At 71.8% G+C, this 23,478-nt stretch carries 25 protein-coding genes and 1 riboswitch; of the genes, 14 read left to right on the top strand and 11 right to left on the bottom strand.

The genetic code is table 11. The features are described 5' to 3' along the window. Positions 1–12: 12 nt before the first annotated feature. The 3 genes from AB0B35_RS30340 to dusB all read left to right on the top strand — a co-directional run bounded on the left by AB0B35_RS30340 (position 13) and on the right by dusB (position 2,305). On the top strand, positions 13–696 hold the full coding sequence (locus AB0B35_RS30340) for a hypothetical protein (RefSeq protein ID WP_361051691.1): 684 nt from the start codon (positions 13–15) through the stop codon (positions 694–696). Between the two features lie 51 nt (positions 697–747). Further along, the gene (locus AB0B35_RS30335) at positions 748–1,032 is read left to right on the top strand and encodes a DUF6158 family protein (RefSeq protein WP_361051688.1); all 285 of its coding nucleotides are present in this window, start codon (positions 748–750) and stop codon (positions 1,030–1,032) included. Between the two features lie 160 nt (positions 1,033–1,192). Continuing rightward, entirely contained in the window at positions 1,193–2,305 is a 1,113-nt protein-coding gene (gene dusB / locus AB0B35_RS30330) for a tRNA dihydrouridine synthase DusB (RefSeq protein ID WP_361051845.1), read from the top strand. A gap of 304 nt (positions 2,306–2,609) precedes the next feature. Here the strand turns inward: dusB and AB0B35_RS30325 are convergent, their stop codons facing one another. After that, positions 2,610–4,943: a polyprenyl synthetase family protein gene (locus tag AB0B35_RS30325; RefSeq protein WP_361051685.1), complete on the bottom strand. Its 2,334-nt coding sequence runs from the start codon at positions 4,941–4,943 to the stop codon at positions 2,610–2,612. A 277-nt stretch (positions 4,944–5,220) separates the two neighbouring features. On the opposite strand from AB0B35_RS30325, the gene AB0B35_RS30320 reads away from it, so the two are divergent. Together AB0B35_RS30320 and AB0B35_RS30315 are read left to right on the top strand one after the other, a co-directional pair. After that, on the top strand, positions 5,221–5,703 hold the full coding sequence (locus AB0B35_RS30320; protein ID WP_361051682.1) for a winged helix-turn-helix domain-containing protein: 483 nt from the start codon (positions 5,221–5,223) through the stop codon (positions 5,701–5,703). Between the two features lie 35 nt (positions 5,704–5,738). Next, positions 5,739–6,218 (top strand): DivIVA domain-containing protein, encoded by a 480-nt coding sequence (locus AB0B35_RS30315; protein ID WP_361051679.1) that lies wholly within the window; start codon positions 5,739–5,741, stop codon positions 6,216–6,218. A 3-nt stretch (positions 6,219–6,221) separates the two neighbouring features. On the opposite strand, the gene AB0B35_RS30310 is transcribed toward AB0B35_RS30315, so the two are convergent. From AB0B35_RS30310 to AB0B35_RS30280, 7 genes are all read right to left on the bottom strand, one after another. Next, positions 6,222–7,289, bottom strand: coding sequence for an NADH:flavin oxidoreductase/NADH oxidase (locus tag AB0B35_RS30310; RefSeq protein WP_361051676.1), 1,068 nt, complete (start codon positions 7,287–7,289; stop codon positions 6,222–6,224). A 109-nt stretch (positions 7,290–7,398) separates the two neighbouring features. Then, positions 7,399–7,542, bottom strand: coding sequence for a GPGG-motif small membrane protein (locus AB0B35_RS30305; RefSeq protein WP_361051673.1), 144 nt, complete (start codon positions 7,540–7,542; stop codon positions 7,399–7,401). 55 nt (positions 7,543–7,597) lie between these two features. Then, positions 7,598–8,416 carry a SigB/SigF/SigG family RNA polymerase sigma factor gene (locus AB0B35_RS30300; protein ID WP_361051670.1) on the bottom strand — a complete coding sequence of 273 codons (819 nt, stop codon included), beginning with the start codon at positions 8,414–8,416 and terminating at the stop codon, positions 7,598–7,600. A gap of 219 nt (positions 8,417–8,635) precedes the next feature. Continuing rightward, positions 8,636–9,595, bottom strand: a complete 960-nt coding sequence (locus AB0B35_RS30295) for an endonuclease/exonuclease/phosphatase family protein (protein ID WP_361051667.1) — start codon at positions 9,593–9,595, stop codon at positions 8,636–8,638. Between the two features lie 112 nt (positions 9,596–9,707). Beyond that, entirely contained in the window at positions 9,708–11,087 is a 1,380-nt protein-coding gene (locus tag AB0B35_RS30290; RefSeq protein WP_203694395.1) for a glycine--tRNA ligase, read from the bottom strand. A gap of 172 nt (positions 11,088–11,259) precedes the next feature. Continuing rightward, complete coding sequence (locus AB0B35_RS30285; protein WP_360533408.1) at positions 11,260–11,763, bottom strand: hypothetical protein; 504 nt, start codon at positions 11,761–11,763, stop codon at positions 11,260–11,262. 82 nt (positions 11,764–11,845) lie between these two features. Then, on the bottom strand, positions 11,846–12,169 hold the full coding sequence (locus AB0B35_RS30280; protein ID WP_120316467.1) for an antibiotic biosynthesis monooxygenase: 324 nt from the start codon (positions 12,167–12,169) through the stop codon (positions 11,846–11,848). An 86-nt stretch (positions 12,170–12,255) separates the two neighbouring features. Between AB0B35_RS30280 and AB0B35_RS30275 the strand changes: the two genes are divergently transcribed. The 7 genes from AB0B35_RS30275 to AB0B35_RS30245 all read left to right on the top strand — a co-directional run bounded on the left by AB0B35_RS30275 (position 12,256) and on the right by AB0B35_RS30245 (position 17,042). Then, positions 12,256–12,519 carry a hypothetical protein gene (locus AB0B35_RS30275; RefSeq protein WP_361051663.1) on the top strand — a complete coding sequence of 88 codons (264 nt, stop codon included), beginning with the start codon at positions 12,256–12,258 and terminating at the stop codon, positions 12,517–12,519. A 499-nt stretch (positions 12,520–13,018) separates the two neighbouring features. Continuing rightward, positions 13,019–13,942, top strand: a complete 924-nt coding sequence (locus tag AB0B35_RS30270) for a metal ABC transporter substrate-binding protein (protein ID WP_361051660.1) — start codon at positions 13,019–13,021, stop codon at positions 13,940–13,942. Between the two features lie 34 nt (positions 13,943–13,976). Continuing rightward, complete coding sequence (locus AB0B35_RS30265) at positions 13,977–14,738, top strand: metal ABC transporter ATP-binding protein (RefSeq protein ID WP_361051657.1); 762 nt, start codon at positions 13,977–13,979, stop codon at positions 14,736–14,738. 11 nt (positions 14,739–14,749) lie between these two features. Continuing rightward, positions 14,750–15,619 carry a metal ABC transporter permease gene (locus tag AB0B35_RS30260; protein ID WP_361051842.1) on the top strand — a complete coding sequence of 290 codons (870 nt, stop codon included), beginning with the start codon at positions 14,750–14,752 and terminating at the stop codon, positions 15,617–15,619. Next, the gene (locus AB0B35_RS30255; protein ID WP_155374867.1) at positions 15,616–15,954 is read left to right on the top strand and encodes a metalloregulator ArsR/SmtB family transcription factor; all 339 of its coding nucleotides are present in this window, start codon (positions 15,616–15,618) and stop codon (positions 15,952–15,954) included. Before AB0B35_RS30260 ends, AB0B35_RS30255 begins: the two co-directional genes overlap by 4 nt. A 22-nt stretch (positions 15,955–15,976) precedes the next feature. Next, positions 15,977–16,387, top strand: a complete 411-nt coding sequence (locus tag AB0B35_RS30250; protein WP_361051654.1) for a transcriptional repressor — start codon at positions 15,977–15,979, stop codon at positions 16,385–16,387. A gap of 43 nt (positions 16,388–16,430) precedes the next feature. Continuing rightward, the gene (locus AB0B35_RS30245) at positions 16,431–17,042 is read left to right on the top strand and encodes a hypothetical protein (protein WP_361051651.1); all 612 of its coding nucleotides are present in this window, start codon (positions 16,431–16,433) and stop codon (positions 17,040–17,042) included. Positions 17,043–17,258: 216 nt separating this feature from the next. Here the strand turns inward: AB0B35_RS30245 and AB0B35_RS30240 are convergent, their stop codons facing one another. The 3 genes from AB0B35_RS30240 to AB0B35_RS30230 all read right to left on the bottom strand — a co-directional run bounded on the left by AB0B35_RS30240 (position 17,259) and on the right by AB0B35_RS30230 (position 21,103). Continuing rightward, on the bottom strand, positions 17,259–19,157 hold the full coding sequence (locus tag AB0B35_RS30240) for an acyl-CoA dehydrogenase family protein (protein ID WP_361051648.1): 1,899 nt from the start codon (positions 19,155–19,157) through the stop codon (positions 17,259–17,261). A gap of 153 nt (positions 19,158–19,310) precedes the next feature. Beyond that, a complete protein-coding gene (locus tag AB0B35_RS30235) occupies positions 19,311–20,150 on the bottom strand; it encodes a TIGR03943 family protein (protein WP_361051645.1) in 840 nt (279 codons plus the stop codon). Next, a complete protein-coding gene (locus AB0B35_RS30230; RefSeq protein WP_361051839.1) occupies positions 20,147–21,103 on the bottom strand; it encodes a permease in 957 nt (318 codons plus the stop codon). Before AB0B35_RS30230 ends, AB0B35_RS30235 begins: the two co-directional genes overlap by 4 nt. 178 nt (positions 21,104–21,281) lie before the next feature. Continuing rightward, a riboswitch (TPP riboswitch) is annotated at positions 21,282–21,387 on the top strand. Positions 21,388–21,486: 99 nt separating this feature from the next. Here AB0B35_RS30230 and AB0B35_RS30225 point away from each other — a divergent pair. Both AB0B35_RS30225 and AB0B35_RS30220 read left to right on the top strand, forming a co-directional pair. Then, positions 21,487–22,071 (top strand): ECF transporter S component, encoded by a 585-nt coding sequence (locus AB0B35_RS30225; protein WP_361051642.1) that lies wholly within the window; start codon positions 21,487–21,489, stop codon positions 22,069–22,071. Then, the gene (locus AB0B35_RS30220) at positions 22,071–23,411 is read left to right on the top strand and encodes an ATP-binding cassette domain-containing protein (RefSeq protein WP_361051639.1); all 1,341 of its coding nucleotides are present in this window, start codon (positions 22,071–22,073) and stop codon (positions 23,409–23,411) included. Before AB0B35_RS30225 ends, AB0B35_RS30220 begins: the two co-directional genes overlap by 1 nt. Positions 23,412–23,478: the final 67 nt, after the last annotated feature.

Below are 23,478 nucleotides of genomic sequence, written 5' to 3'. Positions count from 1 at the left end.
TAGGGTGCTGGTGTGTCCAATTCCGCGGTGGTGTTGCTGGGCGGGCTGCCGTTCACGCTGCTCGCGGTGCTGTTCCTGGGGCTGCTGGCCCAGGCGCAGTCCCGGCGCGACGGCGTACGCCGAGGGCGGCTCAGCACGAACGACCGCCTCCAGCTCACCGCCGAGGCCCGCGAGCTCGAGGCGGTCGCCGCCGAGGTACTGGAGGCCGCCCGCACCGCCGTGCTGCTGGCCGAGCGCACCGCGGCCGAGCTGACGGCGGCCGAGGACGACCGGGACGCCGCCTGGCAGGCCCACCTGGCGGCGGCGCGACTGCTGGAGGACGCGGCCGAGACGCTGCCACCCGAACCGGTCGAAGTCACCGCCTCCACGGAGACCCTGCGCGAGGTCGCCCTGGCCGCGCGCGCCGCCTACAAGCGCGGCGACCTGACCATGGAACAACTGCGCGCCATCTGGTCGAAGGTCGACGGCTGGGACCAGTCGCGCCAGGACCGCTCGCACGAGCTGTCCCGCCTGCGCGCCCAAGACGCCGAAGCGGCCCGCCTCTACCACGTGGCCGCCTCCCGCGCCCGCAACGCCCGCCGCGCCGCCGAGGTCGCCCGCGTCTCCTCCCACGCCCTCACCCAGGAAGCCGCCGACGCCGCCTACGAGGCTCAAATACTGCAGACCGCCCTCCGCGACGGCCGCCGCCTACCCTGACAAACCCGGGCACGACGGTTGAACCACCCGAACTCCGGGTACCTCTCCCCCATGCGCGACTACGACGAAGTGGTGGAGATCGTCTACGCCTGGCAGCAGCCCGAACCGGCCAGCGGCATCCCCGCCCGCGACCTCCCCGACGAAGACCTGCTCCGCGAACTCGCGGCGATCCACCGCACCCGCCACGACACCCTGCGCCACGGCTCCGACCAGTCCCTCTCCCACCACACCGCCCGCATGATCGAACTAGAAGCCGACTACCTCCGCCGCCACCCCACCCGCGAACCCGACCCCGCCCGCCTCCGCCCCGCCCATGATCACGACGATCTTGCGTGAGTGTGCCGACGACACGCCCAAACCGCCCATAAGGGCAACAGTTCGCGCAAGATCGTCGCGAGCATGAACGGGGGACGGGCGGGGTGGTGTGGGGTGGGTTACGGGGGTTCGGGGTGGTGGGGTGGGGCGTGAGATTCTTGGGGGCGTGACTGCGACGTTGATGTTGGGCCGGTACCCGGTCGATCCGCCTGTGGTGCTCGCGCCGATGGCGGGCATCACCAATGTCGCGTTCCGGCAGCTCTGCCGGGAGCAGGGGGCCGGGATCTACGTCTGCGAGATGATCACGACGGTCGCGTTGGCGGTGCGCAACCCCAAGACCGACAAGATGATCGAGTTCGGGCCGGACGAGAACCCCCGCAGCATGCAGCTGTACGGCGTCGACCCGGACATCACCGCGAAGGCTGTACGCCGGGTGGTGGACGAGAACCTGGCCGATCACATCGACCTGAACTTCGGGTGCAGCGTCAAGAAGATCACGAGCAAGGGCGGCGGGTCGGCGATCCCGTGGAAGCGGCGCCTGTTCGGTTCGATCATCAAGGCGGCCGTGGACGCGGCCGCACCGGCGGGCATCCCGGTCACCATCAAGATGCGCAAGGGCATCGACGACGACCACCTGACGTACGTCGAGGCCGGTCTCATCGCGCAGGAGGCCGGGGCGAAATGGGTGGCGCTGCACGCGCGCACCGCCGCCCAGCGCTACTCCGGCGAGGCCGACTGGGAGTCCATCGCCACCCTCAAGCAGGCCCTGGACGTGCCGGTGCTCGGCAACGGCGACATCTGGGAGGCCGACGACGCGCTGCGCATGGTGGCCGAGACCGGCTGCGACGGCGTCGTGGTCGGCCGGGGCTGCCTGGGTCGGCCGTGGCTGTTCGCCGACCTGGCCGCCGCGTTCGCCGGCCGCCCCGAGCGGGTCATGCCCGACCTGGGCGAGGTCGCGCAGGTCATGCGCCGCCACGCCGAGTTGCTCGTGCACTGGTGGGGCGCCGAGCGCGAAGCCGTCACCGACTTCCGCAAGCACGTCGCCTGGTATCTCAAGGGCTTCCCCGTGGGCTCGGAGCTGCGCCGCTCGATGGCCATGGCGTCGTCGCTGATGGAACTCGACGATCTGCTCGGCAAGCTGGACCACGACGCGCCGTTCCCGGTGGCGAACCTGGGCCAGCCGCGCGGCCGCACCAACTCCCCCGCCAAGGTCGTGCTCCCCTACGGCTGGCTCGACGACCGCGACTCCCAAGCCGTCCCCGAGGACGCCGAACACGACGACTCCGGCGGCTGACCCCGGCACGCGCGAATCATCCGCGCCGCCTCGGCGCACGAAGATCGCTGTCTGCGGTCAGAACCTGCGGTCCCACCGCAGATCATGACCGTAGACAGCGATCTTGCCCCCGACCCCCGCTCAGCGAACAGCCCGAGCAGCACCTGCCCGATCCACACGGCGATGTTCACGGCGCGGCGGGGACGGACGGCGGGGGCGGCGTACGAGGTCATGACAGGGTCCTTCCGAAGAGTTCGGTCATCGCGTTCATCCGTGTAGACGGACAGCGCGCGCGGAACTCATCGGTGCGGGCGGAACGATTTCGCTACCGGCCGCGGGCGGCGAAGTGCTCGACGATGCCCTGCAGCAGGCGGGTGTCGAAGGGCAGCGCGGCGCAACTGTCCACCGCGGCGTCGCGGTGCTGCTCCATCAGCCGGCGCGCCTGCGCCAGCCCGTACACCCGGACCAGGTTGGCCTTGCCCACGTCGTTGCCGGAGTCCTTGCCGAGCTGCTCGGCCGACGCGGTCGCATCGAGGATGTCGTCGCGGGCCTGGAACACGATGCCCGCGTGGTCGGCATACCGGGTGACCAGTTCGATCTCGACGCGCGGCCGGTCCAGCAGCATCAGCAGCGGCACCAGCGCGGCCTCGACCATGGTCGACGTCTTCAGCCGGTACATCTCCAGGATGTCCTCGCCGGTGACCGGCGACGCGTCCCGGGCGTAGCGCAGGTCCAGGTACTGCCCCCGGCACAGCCGCTGCGGGCCCAGCACCGTGCCGACGTACGCGACGACGTCGGTGACCCGGTGCGCCGGGTAGTGCCGGTCGAGCCGGGCCAGCATGCCGAACCCGGAGGACAGCATCGAGATCGCGGCGAGCTGCACGCTGCCCTCGTCGAACACGGTGTGCGCGGCCGGGCGGCCCCGGCGCAGCGTGGCGTCGTCCTGGGCGGGCAGGTCGTCGAAGATCAGGCTGGCGGTGTGGAACAGCTCGATCGCGCCGAGCAGCGACTCGGGCATGTCCCCGCGCACGCCGAGCCCTTCGGCCAGCATCAGCGTCAGCGCGGGCCGCAGCCGCTTCGCCGGGCCGTCCATCGTGTACGCCAGGATCGGCGCCAGCTCGGCGGCGTTGACCTGGGCGTGGCAGTTGTGCACGATCTCGTTGATGCGCGGCAGCCGGTCGAGCACGAACGTGCGCGCGTCGACGCTGTTCGGGTCACGGCGGCCCATCACCGCCGCCGCCTCCCGCTTCAGCCGCAGGTCGCCGGTGGTCAGCTGGGGCAGCACCCGGCGCGGCACCCCGGCCGCCGTACGCAGGAACGTGGCGATCTCCGGGGTGACCGGGTACTGGTCGAGCAGCCGCAGCGTGTCCTGCGGGTCGGCGCACAGGTGTATCCCCAGCTTGATCGCGCCGACGCCGGTCAGCGCGGCGCGGGCCACCGGGTCGCCGCCGTAGACCTGGTCCACCACGTACGCGTCGTAGGCGAACAGGTCCAGCAGCGGGTTGGTGCGGCCGTCGCCGGGGTGCGTGAACGGGGTCATCCGGCCGGCGCGGCGGTCCTCGTCGCGGTCGGCGAGGTCGTCCTTGAACTGGCTCAGGAAGATCGTGTTGAGGCAGCGGGCGTAGAAGCCCTCGTCGAGACTGCGCCGGCCGAGGATGTTGGCCACCACCCGGCTCAGCCCGGCCTTGAGGAAGATGTCCGGGTACGCCGACTCCAGCGGCTCGTCCACGCCACGGCTCGCGTCGCGGTGCTGGGCCAGGTACATCGACTCGGCCGCGTGGTAGAGGTGCCGGTGCGTGCCGAACGGGTAGACCTGCAGCGCGATCCCGTACAGCTCGTGCATCTCCTCGGCGAGCGGATGGTCGGGCACCTCCCTGGCGTCGATCGCGCCACCCGTGGACAGGCCGCGCAGGATCAGCCGGTGCAGCCGGTCCCGCTCGCGCGGCAGCATGTGCTCGCCGGGCAGGTCCTGGAAGCTGTCGTCGATGACCGCGTACGCGGCCCCGTACGCGTACGCGCCGGGCAGGATCCGGGTGAGGTGCTCGCGCACCGCGGCCCGGCCCGCGTCACGGGTGTCGTACCCCCCGATGGCCAGCACGCCCACCAGCGTGCGGACCACCTTGCCCATCGCCCCCGCCTGCACCACCGTCTCCGGCAGGGTGCGGTGCAGCCGGTCCAGCCGCTCGGCCAGCCAGCGGGTCTCGGCGACGCCGCGAAGCGCCGGGAAGCGCCGCTCCAGCGACTCCACGACACCCGCCACGCCGCGCCCGCGCTCGATGCCCTCGACGACCTCCCGCACCGTGCGGGCGTGCGCCCGCGCGAGCACCTCACCCCGGGCGACGTCGGCCGGGTCGGGCACCTCGCTGAGGTTGTAGACGCCGAAGTAGTTCAGCTCCAGCAGCGCCTGCTCGCGCAGCTCCCGCCGCCGCCGCGGCGCGTAGACCCCGCGCAGCAGCGTCGCCGCCGGGGTGTGCCGCCCGGCGATCGACCGCAGCTGCTCGGTGTACCGGTCCACATGCGATCCGATCGCGGCCGGATTCGTGTCCCGCCAACCGGCGTAGTGCGCCAGCGTGTGCCGTACGCCCTGTTCAAGCCTGCCGTGTTCGAGGTCCTCCTGCCGGAACGGGAACGGCCCCAGCAGCTCCGTAGCGACACTCATGAGGCCGACCACCTCCCCGCAGGATCCTCTGCCGACCCCGCGACCCCATGATCCCACCCTCGCGCCACGCCCCGCCCGGACAGAAAGGAAGGGCACCTTCGCCACGCTCCGCGTTGTGGAAGGTGCCCTTCCTAACCGGACAGCCACGCCACCGGGCGCTCTCCCCCGTTATGCGCCGCCAAGAACGCCGAGCCCCGCGGCTGCCACAGGGATCGATCCCACCAGTACGGTGAGGAGGGATCCAACGATTCGGCCCACGCCGAAAGAACGGAGCGCGTTGAGCGAGATCCTGTTCGGAGTCAGCGATGCCGCCGGCATCCGGTTCTGCGTCTCGCCCCTGTGGGAGACGGTCCGCAGCCGGTATGTGCTGGCCGACACCGAGGGCAGCCCGGTCCACCTGCCCTGGCGGCGCGAGGCCCGCGAGCTGACGGTCGCACCCGCCGCCGCGCACGGCGTCGCGCTGCTGGCCGAGCTGACCCGGCCGCGCGCCTACTTCCCGGACTTCCTCACCCCGGCGCCCGCGGACGCGGCCCTGGCCGCGCTGTTCGGCGCCTCCCGGGCCCGGATGCTGGACATGCTGCGCCAGCCGGCCACCACCAGCGAGCTGTCCCGGCGGCTGGGCATGTCGGCCGGTGCGGTCTCCGAGCACCTCCAGGTGCTGCACGCGGCGGGACTGCTGGCGCGCAGCCGGCACGGCCGCACCGTGCTCTACGTGGCGACGGCCGCGGGGCACACCCTGCTCGACGCCGGGGCGGCCTGACCGCGCCCTTGCCTTGATCTGCCAGGATGTCCGCCATGCAGCCCCACCCTGACTTCACGGTCGTCCTGCGCGGCTTCGAGCGCACCGAGGTCGACGCCCTGCTCGCCCAGGTGGACCGGGGCGAGCTGAGCCTCGCCGACAATCCCCGGATCGACTTCACCGTCGTGCTGCGCGGCTACGACCGCGAGCAGGTCCACGCGTACCTGGGCCTGCTCGCCGCGCAGCACGCGGCCGAGGGCGGGCGCCCCACCGCACCCGGCCCGGCGGCCGGCCTCCCGGACGTCCCGCGTGACCCGGCCTTTCCCCGTGCCGTGCTGTTCACCAAGGGATACGACCCGGCGCAGGTGGACGCGCTGGCCGCCCGGATCGCCCCGGTGCTGGCGGGCGGCGGCGGCATCAGCTCCGCCGAGGTCGAGCAGGCCGCTTTCCCCCTGGTCCGCAAGGGTTACGACGTCGAGCGGGTCGACGCCTATCTGAGCGCGGTCGAGACCCGGCTGCGGGCCGAGGGCCGCTGAGGTTCAGAAGGCGCGGGCGTACTGGTCCGGCCAGTGCGGCTGCCCGCCGAGCTTGGCCAGTGCCCGGCGCGGCCAGTACGGGTCGCGCAGCAACTCCCGCCCGATCAGCACCAGGTCGGCCTGCCCGTCCTCGACGATGCGCTCCGCCTGCTCGGGTTCGGTGATCAGGCCGACCGCGCCGGTGGGCACGCCGACGTCCCGGCGCACCCGCTCCGCCAGCGGGGCCTGGTAGCCGGGGCCGACCGGGATGTCGGCGTGGGCGACAGCCCCGCCGGAGGAGCAGTCGATCAGGTCGACACCGGCCGCGAACAGGGCGCGGGCCAGCTCGACGGTGTCGGCCACGGCCCAGCCGCCGTCGACCCAGTCGGTGGCGGACACCCGGGCCAGCACGGGCACGTCGGGGCCGACGGCGTCGCGCACCGCCGCCGCCACGGCCACCGCCAGGCGGGTGCGCCCGGCGTGGTCGCCGCCCCAGCCGTCGGTGCGGTGGTTGGTCAGCGGCGAGTAGAACTCGTGCAGCAGGTACCCGTGCGCGGCGTGGATCTCGACAGCCTGGAAGCCGGCGTCGACCGCGTACACCGCGGCCTGCGCGAACGCTGCGATCACCGTGGCGATGCCGCCCTCGTCGAGGGCCTTCGGCGTGCGGTACGCCGGCACGAACGGCTCCGTGCCCGGCCCGACCGGCTGCCAGCCGCCGTCGGCGTCGGGCACCCCGCCTCGCTCCTGCGCGAACGGCCAGTACGTGGAGGCCTTGAACCCGGCGTGGGCGAGCTGGATCGCGGGCACCGCCCCCTGCGCGGCGACGAACGCGGTGACCGGCCGCCAGGCGTCCACGTGCGCCGGTGACCAGATGCCGGCGTCGCGCGGCGAGATCCGGCCCTCCGGCAGCACCGCGCTGGCCTCGGCGATGACCAGCCCGGCCCCGCCGACCGCGCGGGCGCCCAGGTGGTTCAGGTGCCAGTCGCCGGGCAGCCCGTCCGGGCCCGCGGAGTACTGGCACATCGGCGACATCGCGATGCGGTTGGGCAGCGTCACGCCGCGCAGTTCGAGGGGCTGGCCGAGTACCGTCACGGCGCAACAGTACGGCCGGCCGCGGGCGTCGTCCTGTGACGCGGGTCGCACACGGCGAAGGGCCGCGAAGACCATGGTCTTCGCGGCCCTTCGGCTTGCGTGTCGCGTCCTACGAGAAGATGCTCACGCCTCCCGGTCCGACGAGCAGACCGACGACGATCAGCACGATGCCCCACAGGATCTGGCGTCGTGCCAGCGAGACGATCCCGGAAACGACCAGGACCACGGCGAGGATCCACAGTAAAAGCTCCATGGTTCCTTCCTGCCCCACGAACTCGAAGATGAAACCGCTACTGCCTGTGACTGATTCAGTCCTCGGCCAGCATGCGCTCGCGCAGCTGCGCGAGGCACCGGCTGAGCAGGCGAGACACGTGCATCTGGGAGACCCCGATCTGCTCCGCGATCTGGGCCTGGTTGTGGCCCTGGACGAAGCGCAGCATCAGGATCTTCTGCTCACGTTCCGGCAGCTCCTTGACGTACTGCCGGACCGCATGCACGTCCGGAATGGACTCCAGCACGGTGTCGGTCTCGCCGATCAGCTCACCGAGCTCCACATCGCCGTCCTCGCCGCTCACCGCGACGTTGAGGGAGTTGATGCGGTACGCCTGCGCGCAGTGCATCCCGGCCACCACGTCTTCGACGGTGACGTTGAGATGCGTGGCGAGGTCCTCGGCGGTCGGCCACCGGCCCAGGTCCTGGCAGAGCTGCGGGGACACCCGGTTGATGTCCAGGTACAGCTCCTGCATGCGGCGGCTTACCCGCATGCTCCAGCCCCGGTCACGGAAGTAGCGCTTGAGTTCGCCGACGATCGTCGGCACCGCGAAGTGCACGAAGGCACTGCCGCGGGCGGGGTCGAAACGGTCCACGGCCTGGATCAGGCCGATGGTCGCCACCTGCACGAGGTCGTCGCCGTCCACGCCGCGGTGGCGGAAGCGGCGGGCCAGGCGTTCGGCCAGCGGCAGCCAGGCGCAGATGGCCTCCTGCCGCACGTCCTCATGTGCGGGGTCTTGCTCGCTCAGCTCGCCGAGACGGCGCAGCAGCAGATCGCCGGCAGTCGCGTCGAGGGTGTCGGTCAGGGACGAGGGGGACGCGGACGCTTCGGTCTCGCGAACCAGTGTTGCAGTCATTGCAGGCCTCCGGCGCAGTGAACCGCGTGTGAACCCGGAGCGACGGGGGCGCCCTCGGACACGGTTCGCCTGTGACGGTCACAGCACCCGTTTCTTGAGCGCTGCAGACGGCTAGGCAGCCGACTCGGCAAGCCGAGCACTGAAGACCTTACAAGAGGCTGACCGAAAGTACTAGTCCAAGAAGAGGAACGTACACGTTACGGGGTTGAGCCGGTGGACTCAGAAAGAGAAACCCGAGGTCACGGCCCGATGGTCGGTGCCGGGTGTACGCAGCACCCCCGCCTGCGTCGCGGTCAGCCCCCGGTACAGCACGTGATCGGGCCGCATCACCGGCAGCGAGGACGGCCAGGTGAAGCCGTAACCCCAGCCGGCGTCGGCCTGCGCGTCGCTCAGCAGCGCCGACAGCGGCGCGATGGCGCGGTCGGTGGCGGCGGTGTTGAGGTCGCCCAGCACCAGCACGCGCTGCGCCTCGTCCTCCCGGACCGCCTGGGCCAGCATGTCGATGGTGTGGTCCCGGATCGCCGTGTCGTTGATCCGGGCCGAGCCGAGGTGCACGACGTACACCGCGACGTCGCCCTGCGGGGTCTTCACCACCGCACGCAGCGCCCGGGTCCAGTCCAGACCGGTGTCCACACCGGTGATGCCCGTGATCGGATACCGGCTGAGCAGCCCGACCGTCGAGCGGACCGCGTAGTGCGGGTAGGTCTTCGCCAGCCGCTCGGCGACCGTCTCGATGGTCCCGCCGGAGGCCTCCTGCAGCGCGATCAGGTCGGGGCCGCCCGCGGCCAGCGCTTCGACCGTGGTCTGCGGGTCGGGATTGTCGGCGTACAGGTTCTGGGTGACCACCCGCAGCTGCACCGGCCCGCCCGGGGGCGGCAGCAGCGCCCGGCCGAACATCGCGGCCCAGATGACGGCCGGCAGCAGCACCACCAGCAGCGCCTTGCCCGACCGGGCCAGCAGCGCGGCCACCGCGAGCACCGGCACGGCCAGACCGAACAGCGGGGCGATGGTGTCGAGCACGCTGCCGATGCCGTGCACGTTGGGGATGAGCCGGTGACCCGCGAGCACGGCCGCCAGCAGCAGGGCGGCCGCGATGACCAGCCCCGCACGCCAGGCCGGGCGCCGGGGCGGCGGCTCGGCCGGGCCCCCGGGCGTCTTCTTCAGCTCGATGGTGGTCACTGTCCGTATGTTACCGGGGAGGACCCGAATCAAACTCGGCAAACGTCGCACTACCCGTGTGCGAAGTCCCCCGAACCACCGGTTCGGGGGACTTCACGCACGTCAACCGTTCTCAGCAGCCGGGCAGGCGCTCGATCAGGTAGCGCTCCACCTGGTCCAGCGAGACGCGCTCCTGGACCATCGAATCACGATCACGCACGGTCACCGCGTTGTCTTCCAAGGTGTCGAAGTCGACGGTGACGCAGTAGGGCGTGCCGATCTCGTCCTGGCGGCGGTAGCGGCGGCCGATCGCCTGCGCGTCGTCGAAGTCCACCACCCAGCGCTTGCGCAGGTCCGCGGCCAGGCCACGGGCCTTCGGCGAGAGCTGCTCGTTGCGCGACAGCGGGAGCACGGCCACCTTCACCGGGGCCAGGCGCTTGTCGAAGCGCATCACGGTGCGCTTGTCGACGCCGCCCTTGGTGTTGGGCGCCTCGTCCTCGTCGTACGCCTCCAGCATGAACGCCAGCACGGCCCGGGTCAGACCCGCCGCCGGCTCGATGACGTACGGCACCCAGCGCTCGTTCTTCTCCTGGTCGAAGTACGACAGGTCGGTGCCCGAGTGCTTGCTGTGCGTGGTCAGGTCGAAGTCGGTGCGGTTGGCGATGCCCTCCAGCTCGGAGAACTCGGTGCCGCCGAACCGGAAGCGGTACTCGATGTCGACCGTGCGCTTGGAGTAGTGCGACAGCTTCTCCTGCGGGTGCTCGAAGAAGCGCAGGTTCTCGGCCGAGATGCCCAGGTCGAGGTACCAGTTCCAGCGCTCGTTCAGCCAGTACTCGTGCCAGGTCTCGTCGGTGCCGGGCTCGACGAAGAACTCCATCTCCATCTGCTCGAACTCCCGCGTACGGAAGATGAAGTTGCCCGGGGTGATCTCGTTGCGGAAGCTCTTGCCGACCTGCGCGATGCCGAACGGCGGCTTCTTGCGCGCGGTGGTGGCCACGTTGGCGTAGTTCACGAAGATGCCCTGGGCCGTCTCCGGCCGCAGGTAGTGCACGCCCTCGGCGCTCTCGACCGGGCCGAGGAAGGTCTTCATCAGGCCGTTGAACATGCGCGGCTCGGTGAAGGTGCCCTTGTTGCCGCAGTTGGGGCAGTTCAGCTCGGACAGCACGAAGGTGGCGCCGGGCTTCTTCTCCAGGAACGCCTCCTCCAGGTGGTCGGCCCGGAAGCGCTTGTGGCAGCTGGTGCACTCGGTCAGCGGGTCGACGAACGCCTCGATGTGGCCGGAGGCCTCCCACACCTGGCGGGCCAGGATCACCGCGGAGTCCAGGCCGACGATGTCGTCGCGCTGCTGGACCATCGTCTTCCACCACTGCCGGCGGACGTTGTCCTTGAGCTCCACGCCCAGCGGGCCGTAGTCCCAGGCCGAACGGGTGCCACCGTAGATCTCACTCGACGGGTAGACGAAGCCCCGGCGCTTGGCCAGGCTGACGACGGAGTCGATGCGGTCCGCGGGCATGATCAGGTCTCCATTCCGTTGGAGGTTGCCGCCGGCTGGCTGTCGGCGGAGGTCGGCGGAAGATCCGCACGACGTGGATACGGTACGGGCCACTCGCGCAACCCGCATGCGGTTAAACGCTACTGCACACGCAACGTGGTGAGTCCGCCGGTGCGCCGCGCCGACACCCCGGCTACTCGCGCCCGCAGACTTCGAGGTCGGTCGTCTTCGGGTCCTGCGCGAGGCGGTAGACAACCCGCTCGGTGTCGCCGTCGGTGTAGCGCTCGGTGACCGGCAGGGTGATCCCCGACGTGCCCTGCAGCTCGACCTCGCCCAGCTCGTACGACTGGATGCGCTCCGGCCGGGACTGCTCCTGGCTGGTGAAGCGCTCCAGGTCCAGGCGCCGCTGCTCGTCCTCGCAGAGCAGCTCATAGGCCTGGTCGTACTTCTTCTCCTTGAGCGCGTCGAGGTAGGTCCCCACCGCGACGTGGGCGCGCTCGTTGATCGCCTGGACCCCGGTGACGGCCAGGCCGACCCCGGCCACCAGGCCGCCGCCGCAGCACAGCGCGATCAGGCCGCCCGCGATACCGAGCGCCCAGCCCAGCCGGGTCCCGCCGCCCTCCGACGGCGCGGCCGGGAACGGCGGCGCGGCGCCCGGACCGGGCGGCACGGGCGAGGGCGCGGGCGCATGGGTCATGGCCGCGATCATATTGCGTTCTTCCCACCCGCCGCCGCCGTGCCCGAAACCGGGCGGACCGGCCACTGTCCGGGTCGTCGGATCAGGCCCGGTCACTGGCCCGGGTCTGCACCTCGCCGCCCGGCTCGGCCTCGGCGAGGGTCTCGAACGCGCACGGCTCCATCAGCGATTCGGCCAGCAGGGGTGTAGCCGTCATCTTCACGTCGAAACCGCCCAGCGCCCGCCGGTACGCCCCCACGCTCTCCCACTCGGTGAGCAGGCACCAGTGCTCCGGCTCGTCCAGCGACCGGGTCAGCTCCCCGCGCAGGTAACCGGGGCGGGCCGCCAGGGCCGCCAGCGCCGCGTGGGCGCGCTCGACGAACGCCTCCTCGTTGGCGGCGATCACGAATCGATTGAGCATCAGCACCTCACTACAGTAAGGAGGGGCACCTTCTTATCGTTTTACGGGGTGAAGGGTGCCCTTCTTAACGCTTGCCGGAGAGGACCGCCGCCGTGCCCCAGGATGTCGCGAACAACCCCCTGCTGCGCCGGCTGGCCCGGATCCCCAAGAGCACCGCGCTGCTGGGCACGCTGGCGCTGCTGCTGGTGGCGGTGCTGCTGCCGAACCCGTACAGCGGCATCCTCCTGCTGGCGCTGGCCGCCGTCCTGGCCGCGCTGCTGGTCACCACCTGGCCGGTCCAGCCCCCGGCGACCCGGGCCCTGCGGGTGATCGTCCTCACCCTGCTCACCGCCGCGGCCCTGACCCGCCTGTTCTGACCCGCCCCGCACACCAGCGCGCCCACACGGCACCGCGCCGCGCGGTCGAGGTCCCGCGCACCGCATGTCGCGCCGCGTTGCGTCGGGTCGCGTCGGGTCGGGTCGCGTCGGGTCGGGTCGCGCAAGATCGCCCGACTTGCCTGGCACCTGTGCGTATCTTGTGCCCGCATACGCCCACCTGCCGGGCAAGTCGGGCGATCTTGGCAAACGCATGTCGCCTTTGCGCCGAAAAGGTGTATCTGGCACGTCGCCACGTCGGCACGTCGCCCCGTCGGCACGGAGCCCCCAGGTCGGCGGCCGCCCGCCCCAGCAGCCGGCTGACCTGCGCCTGCGCAACCGATCTGTTAACAAGGTGCCCTTCCTCTACGCAGAGCGTTAAGAAGGTGCCCTTCCTTCGCCGCGGGCGGTGGATCATGGAGTGGGCGGGGCGGGTGTGCGGCAGGGATATGCACCTATGCGTTTTTGACAATCGTTCTCATTTTCAGGGAGAGTTGACGCCATGCTGAGCCGATCTCTCCAGCGCGCCGCCGTCGCCGGCGTCGCCGCGCTGCTGGCCCTGGGCACCCTCTCCGCCTGCTCCGACTCCTCCACCGACAGCACCGGCCGCACCACGGTCGTGACCGGCTTCTACCCCCTGCAGTTCGTCACCGAGAAGGTCGGCGGCCCCGACGTCGACGTGGTCAACCTCGCCCAGCCGGGTGCCGAGCCGCACGACATGGAGCTGTCCCCGGCCCAGGTCGCCCAGGTCGCCAACGCGGGGCTGGTGGTCTACCTCAAGGGCTTCCAGCCGCAGCTCGACGAGGCTGTCGCGCAGAACGCCGGCGATCGCGCGTTCGACGTCGCGGCGGTCACCCCGCTCGTCGGCGGCCCCAACCACCAGGGCGCGAACGAGGAGGGCGGCAACGCCCCCGACCCGCACTTCTGGCTGGACCCGACCCGCCTGGCCGTGGTCGCCAAGGACGTCGCGAAGAAGCTGGCCGAACGCGACCCGGCGCACGCGGCGGGTTACACCGAGCGCGGCGACGCCCTGGCCGCCGAGCTGACCAAGCTGGACGCCGAGTTCACCGCCGGGCTGGCGAACTGCCAGCGGCACGAGATCGTGACCAGCCACGCCGCGTTCGGATACCTGGCCGACCGGTACAAACTCAAGCAGATCGCGCTGTCCGGGCTGACGCCGGACACCGAGCCCACCCCGCAGCAGGTCGCGGCCGTCGCGGCCGAGGCGCGCCAGTACGGCGCGACGACGATCTTCTTCGAGACGCTGGTCTCGCCGAAGGTCGCGCAGACGCTGGCCGAGCAGGTCGGCGCGAAGACCGCCGTGCTCGACCCGCTGGAGGGGCTCGCCGAGGGCGGGACGGGTGACTACTTCTCGGTCATGCGGGCCAATCTCGCTACGCTGCGCACCGCGTTGGGCTGTTCATGAGCCACGCCGCCGACGGACGGGACTAGGAGCAGACGTGAACTCCCCGGTTCTCGAAATCAAGCACGGGGCGGTCGCCTACGACCGTCCCGTGCTCCGCGACGTCAACCTGACCGTACGCAGCGGCGAGGTCGTCGCCGTGCTGGGCGCGAACGGCAGCGGCAAGTCCACCATGATCCGGGCCGGGCTCGGCCTGGTGCCGCTGGCCGACGGCCAGGTCGAGCTGTTCGGCGTCCCGCTGCGGCGCTTCCGCGACTGGCGGCGCATCGGGTACGTGCCGCAGCGGCTGGGCGCGGGCGGCGGCGTGCCCGCCACCGTCGGCGAGGTCGTGTCATCAGGCCGGCTGGCCCGGCGCGGCTTCCCCGGGCTGCTGCGCTCCGGCGACCGGCAGGCCGTCGCGAAGGCGCTGGCCGCGGTCGACCTGACCGACCGGGCGCACGACCCGGTCGCCTCGCTGTCCGGCGGCCAGCAGCAGCGCACCCTGATCGCGCGGGCGCTGGCCGGCGAACCCGACCTGCTGGTGCTGGACGAGCCCACGGCGGGCGTGGACGCCAAGTCGCAGGAGGCGTTCGCGCAGGCGCTGCGCGACTTCGTCCGGCACGGCGGCACGGTGCTGCTGGTCGCGCACGAGCTGGGCCCGCTGCAGCCGGTCATCACGCGGGCCGTGGTCGTGCACGACGGGGTCATCGCGCACGACGGCGCGGTGCCCCACCCGGCCGGCCACCACGCCGAGCCCGGCCACGAACACGTGCACCCGCACGCCCCGCAGGACCCGCCGAGCATCTGGGGACGCGAATGAACGTGAACCTGATCGAGATCATGTCCCTGCCGTTCATGCAGCGGGCGCTGCTGGGCGCGCTGATCACCGGCCTGGTCGCCCCCTCGCTGGGCATCTACCTGGTGCAGCGACGCATGTCGCTGATCGGCGACGGCATCGGCCACATCGCCCTGACCGGCGTCGGCGTCGGCCTGCTCACCGGCACCTCGCCGGTGCTCACCGCGATCATCGTGTCGGCGCTGGGCGCGGTCGCGGTGGAGCTGATCCGCGAGCGCGGCCGCACCTCGGGCGACATCGCGCTGGCCATCCTGTTCTACGGCGGCATCGCGGGCGGCGTCTTCCTGGTCGGGCTCGCCCCGGGCAAGGGCAGCGCGAACCTGACGTCGTACCTGTTCGGCTCGCTGCTCACCACGTCGGCCACGGATCTGATCACGATCGCGATCCTCGGCGCGTGCGTGCTCGCGGTCACCGTCGGGCTGCGGCCCTGGCTGTTCGCGATCTGCCAGGACGAGGAGTACGCCAAGGTCTCCGGCCTGCCCGTGCGCACCCTGAACCTGCTGCTCGCCGTGATGACCGCGGTGACCGTCACCGTGGCCATGCGCTCGGTCGGCCTGCTGCTGGTCAGCGCGCTGATGGTGGTGCCCGTCGCGGCGGCGCAGCTGGTCTCGCGCGGCTTCGGCGGCACCATGACCCTGGCCATGCTCGGCGGCGTGATCAGCGCGGGGGCCGGAATCCTCATGTCCGCCGGGTACGACACCGCGCCCGGCGCGACCATCGTGCTCGCCGCCATCGCACTGTTCATCCTGGTCGCGGCGGTGGGCGCGGTCCTGCGCCGGCGGCGGCGCGCCGACACGGGCCCCGCGGCGGTGTGTGAGCCGCCCGAGTGCGTCCTCGACTCATGATTGGGTATGCACCGACACGCGGGGCTACGGTGGTCGATGTGAGCCAGACGCAGTCCTACGCCCGAGCCGGAGAGCTGCTGCGGGCGCTCGCCGCGCCCGTCCGGATCGCGATCGTGACCGAGCTGGCGGCGAACGGCGAACGCCACGTGCACGAGCTGGTGGAACGGCTGCGAGTGGCCCAACCGCTGGTCTCCCAGCACCTGCGGGTGCTCCGGGCGGCCGGCGTGGTCCGCGCCGAACGGCACGGCCGCGAGATCGCATACTCCCTGGTGGACGAACACGTCGCGCACATCGTCGCCGACGCCGTCACCCACGCCGCGGAGCAGCGCCCATGAACAGGTGTCACGAGGAGAAGGCATGACCAGCCCACAGGGTACCGCGGCGCGGAACACGCGGCAGCGGTCCGCGGTGGCGACGTTGCTGTCCGAGGTGGAGGGCTTCCACAGCGCGCAGGAGCTGCACGCGATGCTGCGCGACCGGGGCGAGCGGGTCGGCCTGACCACCGTTTACCGGACGCTGCAGGCGCTCGCCGACGGCGGGGACATCGACGTGATGCGCCCGCCGGGCGGCGAGCAGCTGTTCCGGCGCTGCTCCAACGGGCACCACCACCATCTGGTCTGCCGCACCTGCGGGCGTACCGTCGAGGTGGCGGGACCGGCCGTGGAGTCGTGGGCGGACCGGGTGGCGGCGCAGCACGGGTTCGTCGACGTCAGCCATACGCTGGAGATCTTCGGCACCTGCCAGGGCTGCGCGACGCCCCGGGTGTGACGCGGGGCGTTTATCGATCGCCCGCGTCGATCACAATGCTCTCATGAAGCTCTATGCGGAGAAGCCGTGGCGGTTCACCCGGCAGATCATCGCCGATGTCACCGCACTGGTGTGGAGCGCGATCTGGATCTGGGCCGCGATCACACTGTACGAGCTGGTCCAGAAGCTGGCGGTGCCCGGCCAGAAGCTGGAGAGCGCCGGAACGAACCTGGCCGCCGACATGACTGAGGCACAGGCGCGCGCCGGGCGCATCCCCTTGGTCGGTGACGAGGTGGGCGCGCCGTTCGGCAGCGCCGCCAACGCGGCGAACTCGATCGCCGAGGCGGGACGCGACCAGCAGGACGCCATCGCGAACCTGGCGACGGTGCTGGCCTGGCTGACCGCGGGCATCCCGGTGCTGATGGCGCTGGCGCTGTGGCTGCCGCTGCGGCTGTCGTGGATCCGCGCGGCCAGCGTCGCCGCAAAGGTGCGCCGCTATCCGGGTGGGGGCGAGCTGCTCGCGCTGCGGGCGCTGGCCACCGCACCGCTGCGCCGGCTCGCGTCGCTGGACAGCGGCGTGGTCGCGGGCTGGCGTACCGGTGACCCGGAGGCCGTGGAGCAGCTGGCCGCGCTGGAACTGCGCCGCCTGGGCCTACGCGGCGGCCCTCGCCGCTGATTAACCGCAGACCCCGCGGCGCGGCGCGGCTCGGCTCGGCGCGGCGCGGCTCGATGATCGCTGTTTGCGGTCAGAAAGTGTGGTCAGACCGCATGTTCTGACCGCAAACAGCGATCATCGCCGTGAGCTCGGTTGGTCCGCGTTAAGAAGGGCACCTTCCGCTACGCATAGCGATGGGAAGGTGCCCTTCCTTCAGCGCGGTCGGGTGCGCTGGGTTCAGCGGGGTGGGATGCGGCGGCGGGCGTCGGTGGCGGTGGACGGGCCGGGGGTCCAGGTGGAGACCCATTCGCCTTGGTCGGGGGGCGGGATGATGCCCGACTCCAGGGCGGTGTGGTCGCCGGCCAGGACCTTGCGGGCCAGGGCCGCGTCGGCGGCGTCGGTGTTGTTCCAGAGGGCGTGTTCGAGGATGGCGATGCGGCCGCGGGACTGCCGGCAGAAGAGGTCGGCGAGTTCGATCTCCTCGGGACGGCCGGAGGCGGTGGCGCGCGAGCAGACCGCGGCGATGGCGAACAGTTCCGCGCCGATGTCGACGACCCGGCCGAGGAAGCCCTGCCGGTGCTCCAGTTTGCCCTGCCAGCGGGCCATGCCCTGGAACGTGTTGCGGGCCAGGCGGCGGGACGCGCGCTCGGCCCAGCGCACGTGTTTGGCCAGCGGGCCGAACCGGCGGTAGCCGCCGAAGGTGCCCCGGCCGGCGGCCAGGGTGGGCAGCCAGCGGGCGTAGAAGCCGGTGGCGCGCAGCAGCGCCTTGCCCTTCGCGCCGAGCGGGGACTTCGGGTCGATGAGCGCGCCGGCGACCGACAGGTGCTGGTCCACGGCCTCACGGGCGATGAACAGGTGCATGATCTCGGTGGAGCCCTCGAAGATGCGGTTGATCCGCAGGTCGCGCAGGAGCTGCTCGACCCCGATCGCCTTCTCGCCGCGGGCCGCGAGGGAGTCGGCGCTCTCGTAGCCGCGTCCGCCCCGGATCTGCACCAGCTCGTCGGCGACCTGCCAGGCCAGCTCGGAGCCGTACAGCTTGACCAGGGCGGCCTCGATGCGGAAGTCGTTGCGGTCGTCGTCGGCGAGCATGCAGCACAGGTCGAGCATGGACTCCATGCCGTACGCGGTGGCGGCGATGAAAGCGATCTTCGTGGCGACGGCCTCGTGCTGCCCGACGGCCCGTCCCCACTGCACGCGCTGCTGGGACCACTGCCGGGCGACGCTCAGGGACCACTTGGCCGCGCCGACGCACATCGCGGGCAGCGACAGTCGGCCGGTGTTGAGGGTGCTCAGCGCGATCTTCAGACCCTGGCCCTCGCCGCCGATGACGTTCTCGGCGGGCACGAACACGTCGTGGAAGCGGGTGACGCTGTTCTCCAGGCCGCGCAGGCCGAGGAAGGCGTTGCGGTTCTCGACGGTGACGCCCTCGGCGTCGCCCTCGACCACGAACGCGGTGATGCCGCCGCGGCGGCCCTCGGCCTTGGGCACCATCGCCATGACCACGAGCAGCGTCGCCACGGTGCCGTTGGTGGCCCACAGTTTCACCCCGTTCAGGCGGTAGCCGCCGTCGACCGGGGTGGCGGTCGCGCCCATGCGGGCGGGGTCGGAGCCGACGTCGGGTTCGGTGAGCAGGAACGCCGACACCTCGCCCGCGGCCAGCCGCGGCAGGAAGCGCTGCTTCTGCTCCTTGGTGCCGAACAGCTTGAGCGGCTGCGGCACGCCGATGGACTGGTGCGCCGACAGCAGCGCGCCGATCGCCGGGCTGACCGAACCGGCCAGCGTGAGCGCGCGGCAGTAGTCGAGGTGGGACAGGCCGAGGCCGCCGTACGCAGGATCGATCTTCATGCCGAAGGCGCCGAGGTCGGCCAGCCCGTGGAAGACCTCGTCGGGGATGCGGGCGTCGCGCTCGATGGCGGCCCCGTCGACCTCGGTGCTGACGTACTCCCCCAGCTTGGCCAGGAACTGCTCCGCGTCGGGGTTCGGGGCGGGCTGGGGCCACGGGTGGATCAGGTCCATCCGCAGCCGTCCCAGGAACAACTGCTTGCCGAAACTGGGCTTGCGCCATTCGCTCTCGCGGGCGGCCTCGGCGACCTGCCGGGCCTGCTCCGCGCTCACCTCACGCTGCACCGTCGTCATCGTCGACACCCCTGTCGTCCGGTCGAACGCGGGGTCGCCGGGGCCGCCTCATGAGCGCGCCGCGACGAGCCGTGTTCGGTGGTTTGCGCCCTGAAATCACGCTACTCCGCAGTACTACCGAGCGGTAGCAGTTGGCAAACCGTCCGACACCGGCTATTCGTACTGCTCCGCGGGAGCCTGGACCGGCCGCCACTCCAGCACCTCGATGAACGGGATGCTGTCGCCGTTGACCGGATCGGTGCCCTGCTGGTCGGTGTACGTTCCGGTGATCTCCACCCAGCTGTCGGCGGGCAGCCCCGTCGGCACGCTGCCGTTCATGCCGACCTTGATCGGGCGGGCGTCGGCCGCGCAGCACGACAGGATCATGCGGGTGAGCAGCTGCCCGCCCTCGGGGTTGTCGGACAGGAAGCCGGTGACCCGGACCCGGCGCTCGCCGATGGACAGTCCCTTGTCGAAGATCGCCCGGGTGGCGTAGTCGAGCACGCTGATCTCGGCGGGGTCGCCGTCGGGCAGCGCCGGGAAGTCGGAGACCTGCTGCGACGAGAGCGCCGAACCGGCCTGCCCGGCAGCGTAGGACCCGAGCGCGGGCGGGGCCACCAGCAGCAGACCCAGCACCGGCGCGATGAGCAGCCAGCCGACCCGCGGTTCCCGGTGCCCGTGGCCGTGGTCGCCGTCCCGGCCGCTGTGCCCATGCCCGCCGTGCCCCTGGTCGGCGCCGGCGCGGTGGTCATCGCCCGGCCGGTCGAGGTCGCGGCCGCCGACCGCCGCTCCGACCGGTTCCGGGTGCTCGGCGCACTCGGTGTCCACGGCCGAGCCGTGGCGGATGTCGTACCAGAGGGTCATCACGGCCGCGAGCACCAGCAGCGCGCCCGCGCCGATCAGGAACGGCTGCAGTCCCGCCTTGACGTAGCGCAGGTACATGTCGGTGAGGCTCGCCTTGAGGATCGCGCCGCCGAGCAGCAGCATCACCACGCCCTGGGCCTGACGGTTCACAGCAGCACCATCCCGACTCCGGCGGCGACCGCGACCGCCATCACGAACGTCGCCGGGGCGAAGCGCATCGCGAAGCGGCGGCCGAACACCCCGGCCTGCATCGATATCAGCTTGAGGTCGACCATCGGGCCGACGACCAGGAATGCCAGCCGCGCGGTGAGCGAGAACTGGCTGAGCGACGCGGCGACGAACGCGTCCGCCTCGGAGCAGATCGACAGCAGCACGGCGAGCGCCGCGAGCGCCAGCACGGACAGCACCGGCTGGTCGGCGACGGCCTGCAGCACCGACTCGGGCACCAGCACGTTGATGGTGGCCGCGGCCATCGCGCCGAGCACCAGGAAACCGCCCGCGTGCACGATGTCGTGGCGGCAGGCCGCCCAGAACGCCCGCCAGCGGGACAGGTCGTCCAGCTCCGGCCGGTGCGGCAGCCTGATCCACTCCTGCTTGCCCAGGCGCAGCCAGAGCCAGCCCATCACCATGGCGACGATGATGCTGGCCACGCCGCGGGCGACCACCATCTCCGGGTTGTTCGGGAAGGCGACCGCGGTGGCGGTCAGCACGATCGGGTTGATCGCGGGCGCGGCCAGGAGGAACGCCAGCGCGGCGGCGGGCGTGACGCCGCGGCGGATCAACGAGCCGGCGATCGGCACCGAGCCGCACTCGCAGCCGGGCAGCACCACCCCGGCGGCGCTGGCCACCGGCACGGCCAGCGCCGGGTGCTTGGGCAGCGCCCTCGACCAGAAGGAGCGGGGCACGAAGACCGCGATCACCGCCGAGAGCGCGACGCCGAACACCAGGAACGGCATGGCCTGCACCATCACCGATACGAACACGGTGGTCCAGGTCTGCAGCAGCGGAGTGGAGATCGCGGCGGCGATCGGCTCACGGAAGATCAGCAGTGCGATGAGCAGTGCCGCCAGCACCTCGACGGAGCCGATCCGGCCGCCGAACAGCGGCGTGCGGGCGGGCCCGGCGGGCGGCGACGGGGGCGCCGCGGGCGGGCGCTGATCGACGGAGGTCACACGGATCCTTCGCGGTATCGGGGTGTGCCGACCGGCACAGGTTACCGGGCGTGCGTTCGGTGTTAGCCTTTCCGGCACAAGCGCCGCTGTCCAGCGGCCTCATATGAACAAGTAACGACAGGGGAGCGCACAGCGCTGAGAGTGCGGCACACGGCCGCAGACCCTCGAACCTGATCTGGGTAATGCCAGCGCAGGGAGTTCGGTCAAACACCTCACCGCCACGCCTGCTTTCGTGATACCCCCGAAAAGGGATGTCACGGGCGCGGCGTGTGCACTTCTCCTCGTTCGTACCCTCAACGGACCAGGAGCTATTCATGAACAACTATCGCTGGCGGACGGTCGACATCGTCGTCGCCTCGATCCTCGCCGTCGCCTTCGGCGTCGTCTTCTGGGCCTGGGGCCTGCTGTGGAACGGCCCGGCCGGGGCTATCTTCGGTTCGACGTTCCCGCCGGCCGCAGCCGCCATCTACGGCGTATGGCTGCTGCCCGCCGTGCTCGCCCCGTTGATCATCCGCAAGCCGGGCGCGGCGATCTACACCGAGCTGGTCGCCGCGATCGTGTCGGCGCTGCTCGGCACCTCGTGGGGTATCAGCGTGCTCTGGTACGGCCTGGCCCAGGGCGCGGCCGGCGAGCTGGGCTTCCTGCTCGGCGCGTACCGCCGCTGGAACCTCGGCCAGTCGCTGGTCGCGGCCGCGTTCGCGGGAGCCACCGCGGCCGGGCTCGACCTGTACTACTACTACGGCGACTGGACGTTCGACTGGAAGGTCGCCTACGTCGCCATCGTCGTGGCCAGCACGCTGCTGTTCGCGGGCGTCGGCGGGTACTACCTGACCAAGTCCCTGGCCGGCACCGGCGCGCTGGACCGGTTCCCGTCCGGCCGCAGCCGCGACCTGGTCTGATGATCGAGCTCGAGGGGTACGGGTGGCGGCACGCCGGCCGCCGCGCGTGGGCGGTGCGCGGGGTCGACCTGCGCATCGAGCGCGGCGAGCGGGTGCTGCTGCTCGGCCCCTCGGGCGCGGGCAAGTCCACGCTGCTGCACGCGCTGGCCGGGCTGCTGCCCGAGGACTCGGGCGAGGCCGAGGGTAGGTGCGAGGTCGACGCCGAACGGGTCGGCATCGTCTTCCAGGACCCGCAGTCGCAGCTGGTGATGTCGCGGGCGGGCGACGAGGTCGCGTTCGGCCTGGAGAACCTCGCCTGGCCCCCTGACCGGGTCTGGCCCCGGGTGGACGAGGTGCTGCGCGAGGTCGGCTTCGGCTACGAGCGCGACCGGGCCACCGACGCCCTGTCCGGCGGCGAGCAGCAGCGCCTGGTGCTGGCAGGGGCCCTGGCCCCGCGTCCCGAGCTGCTGCTGCTCGACGAACCCACGGCCAACCTGGACCCGGCCGGGGCCGCGCTGGTCCGCCGGGCGTTACGCGACGCCGTCGACGCCGACACCACCGTCGTGCTCATCGAGCACCGCATCGCCGAGGTGCTGGACCTGGTCACCCGGGTGGTCGTCCTGGAGCCCGGCGGCGGGGTACGCGATGACGTGCCGCCCCACCTGCTGGCCGGCCCTCTCGGCGCGGACCTGGCCGCAGCCGGGGTCTGGGTGCCCGGCCACCCCGCTCCCCCTCGCCACGCCGCGAACCCGCCCGGCGACGTCCTGCTCACCACCCACGATCTGCGGGTACGGCACCTGCCCTACCCCGACGTGACCGTCCGCGCCGGGGAGGCGCTCGCGGTGACCGGTCCGAACGGCTGCGGCAAGTCCACCCTCGCGCTGGCCCTGGGCGGCCTGCTCAAACCCGCTGCGGGCGAGGTGCGCAGCCCGGACGGGCCGCCGCACCGGTGGCGGGCCCGCGTGCTGGCGAGCCGGATCGGCTCGGTGTTCCAGAACCCGGAGCAGCAGTTCGTGACCGCGACCGTGCGCGACGAGCTGGCGCTCGGCGGCACCGCCCCGGGCCGGGTCGACGAGCTGCTGACCCGGCTGCGCCTGGACCACCTGGCCGGGGCGAACCCGTTCACCCTCTCGGGCGGCGAGGCCCGGCGGCTGTCGGTGGCGACCGCGCTGGCCGCCCGGCCCCGCCTGCTGATCCTGGACGAGCCCACCTTCGGCCAGGACCGCCGCACCTGGATCGAGCTGGTGGACCTGCTAGCCGCGCTCCGCGACGACGACCACGGCATCGTCACCGTCACCCACGACCCGGACGTCGTCACCGCCCTCGCCGACCGCACCCTCGACCTGGGCAGGCACTCGTGACCGGCCGGAACGTCACCATCCCGCGACCCCTCGGCAGCTCCTGCCGCTGCACCGGCACCAGGGCGGT

The sequence above is a fragment of the Catellatospora sp. NPDC049133 genome (assembly GCF_040648455.1).
Classification (GTDB): Bacteria; Actinomycetota; Actinomycetes; order Mycobacteriales; family Micromonosporaceae; genus Catellatospora; species Catellatospora aurea.
The sequence above is the reverse complement of the archived record's forward strand: the minus strand, read 5'-3'. Positions and strand labels throughout refer to the sequence as shown.